This is a genomic window from Vibrio sp. T20, from assembly GCF_007858795.1.
Taxonomy (GTDB): Bacteria; Pseudomonadota; Gammaproteobacteria; order Enterobacterales; family Vibrionaceae; genus Vibrio; species Vibrio satsumensis.
The window spans coordinates 1-2,705 of sequence record NZ_VFEB01000062.1 but is presented as its reverse complement, the minus strand read 5'-3'; the positions used below and the strand labels follow the sequence as shown (position 1 = coordinate 2,705).

Here is a 2,705-nt window from a genome sequence, read left to right as displayed (position 1 = left end):
TTTTAATGATGCAGGTGAAGAGTCTGGAAAGTCTCGCAATAAAGGGTGATAGCCCCGTAATCGACATCTCATCATCAGTGAAAACGAGTAGGGCGGGACACGTGATATCCTGTCTGAATATGGGGGGACCATCCTCCAAGGCTAAATACTACTGACTGACCGATAGTGAACCAGTACCGTGAGGGAAAGGCGAAAAGAACCCCTGTGAGGGGAGTGAAATAGAACCTGAAACCGTGTACGTACAAGCAGTAGGAGCACCTTCGTGGTGTGACTGCGTACCTTTTGTATAATGGGTCAGCGACTTAATTTTAGTAGCAAGGTTAACCGTTTAGGGGAGCCGTAGGGAAACCGAGTCTTAACTGGGCGTACAGTTGCTAGGATTAGACCCGAAACCAGGTGATCTAGCCATGGGCAGGTTGAAGGTTGAGTAACATCAACTGGAGGACCGAACCGACTAATGTTGAAAAATTAGCGGATGACTTGTGGCTAGGGGTGAAAGGCCAATCAAACCTGGAGATAGCTGGTTCTCCCCGAAAGCTATTTAGGTAGCGCCTCGGACGAATACTACTGGGGGTAGAGCACTGTTAAGGCTAGGGGGTCATCCCGACTTACCAACCCTTTGCAAACTCCGAATACCAGTAAGTACTATCCGGGAGACACACGGCGGGTGCTAACGTCCGTCGTGGAGAGGGAAACAACCCAGACCGCCAGCTAAGGTCCCAAAGTATAGCTAAGTGGGAAACGATGTGGGAAGGCTCAGACAGCCAGGATGTTGGCTTAGAAGCAGCCATCATTTAAAGAAAGCGTAATAGCTCACTGGTCGAGTCGGCCTGCGCGGAAGATGTAACGGGGCTAAGCTATACACCGAAGCTGCGGCTACGTACCTTAGGGTGCGTGGGGTAGGGGAGCGTTCTGTAAGCCGTTGAAGGTGGTCTGTAAGGGCTGCTGGAGGTATCAGAAGTGCGAATGCTGACATGAGTAACGATAAAGGGAGTGAAAAACTCCCTCGCCGGAAGACCAAGGGTTCCTGTCCAACGTTAATCGGGGCAGGGTAAGTCGACTCCTAAGGCGAGGCCGAAAGGCGTAGTCGATGGGAAACGGGTTAATATTCCCGTACTTCTTACAATTGCGATGGGGGGACGGAGAAGGCTAGGTGGGCCTGGCGACGGTTGTCCAGGTTCAAGTACGTAGGCGGGTGGTTTAGGTAAATCCGGACCGCTACTAACGCTGAGATACGATGTCGAGCTACTACGGTAGTGAAGTCATTGATGCCATGCTTCCAGGAAAAGCCTCTAAGCTTCAGATTGTAAGGAATCGTACCCCAAACCGACACAGGTGGTCGGGTAGAGAATACCAAGGCGCTTGAGAGAACTCGGGTGAAGGAACTAGGCAAAATGGTACCGTAACTTCGGGAGAAGGTACGCTCTTATCAGTGAAGTCCCTTGCGGATGGAGCAGACGAGAGTCGCAGATACCAGGTGGCTGCAACTGTTTATTAAAAACACAGCACTGTGCAAAATCGTAAGATGACGTATACGGTGTGACGCCTGCCCGGTGCCGGAAGGTTAATTGATGGGGTTAGACTTCGGTCGAAGCTCTTGATCGAAGCCCCGGTAAACGGCGGCCGTAACTATAACGGTCCTAAGGTAGCGAAATTCCTTGTCGGGTAAGTTCCGACCTGCACGAATGGCGTAATGATGGCCACGCTGTCTCCACCCGAGACTCAGTGAAATTGAAATCGCTGTGAAGATGCAGTGTACCCGCGGCTAGACGGAAAGACCCCGTGAACCTTTACTACAGCTTGGCACTGAACATTGAACCTACATGTGTAGGATAGGTGGGAGACTTTGAAACCGCGTCGCTAGATGTGGTGGAGTCGTCCTTGAAATACCACCCTTGTAGTTTTGATGTTCTAACGTTGGTCCCTGAATCGGGATTACGGACAGTGCCTGGTGGGTAGTTTGACTGGGGCGGTCTCCTCCCAAAGAGTAACGGAGGAGCACGAAGGTGGGCTAAACACGGTTGGACATCGTGTGGTTAGTGCAATGGCATAAGCCCGCTTGACTGCGAGAATGACAATTCGAGCAGGTGCGAAAGCAGGTCATAGTGATCCGGTGGTTCTGAATGGAAGGGCCATCGCTCAACGGATAAAAGGTACTCCGGGGATAACAGGCTGATACCGCCCAAGAGTTCATATCGACGGCGGTGTTTGGCACCTCGATGTCGGCTCATCACATCCTGGGGCTGAAGTCGGTCCCAAGGGTATGGCTGTTCGCCATTTAAAGTGGTACGCGAGCTGGGTTTAGAACGTCGTGAGACAGTTCGGTCCCTATCTGCCGTGGGCGTTGGAAAATTGAAAGGGGCTGCTCCTAGTACGAGAGGACCGGAGTGGACGAACCTCTGGTGTTCGGGTTGTCATGCCAATGGCATTGCCCGGTAGCTAAGTTCGGAATCGATAACCGCTGAAAGCATCTAAGCGGGAAGCGAGCCTTGAGATGAGTTTTCCCTGGCACTATAAGTGTCCTAAAGGGTTGTCGTAGACTACGACGTTGATAGGCAGGGTGTGTAAGTGCTGCGAGGCATTGAGCTAACCTGTACTAATTGCCCGTGAGGCTTAACCATACAACACCCAAGGGGTTTTGTGGACTCAAAGACAGACCTTGAATGAGTTTGAAGAGAATAACTTTTATAGCTCTATTAAATAGA

1 rRNA gene is annotated in these 2,705 nt (G+C 51.3%); it reads left to right on the top strand.

The window, feature by feature from the left end:
• Positions 1–2,621, top strand: a 23S ribosomal RNA gene (locus FTW16_RS05520); the annotation flags it as partial.
• Positions 2,622–2,705: the final 84 nt, after the last annotated feature.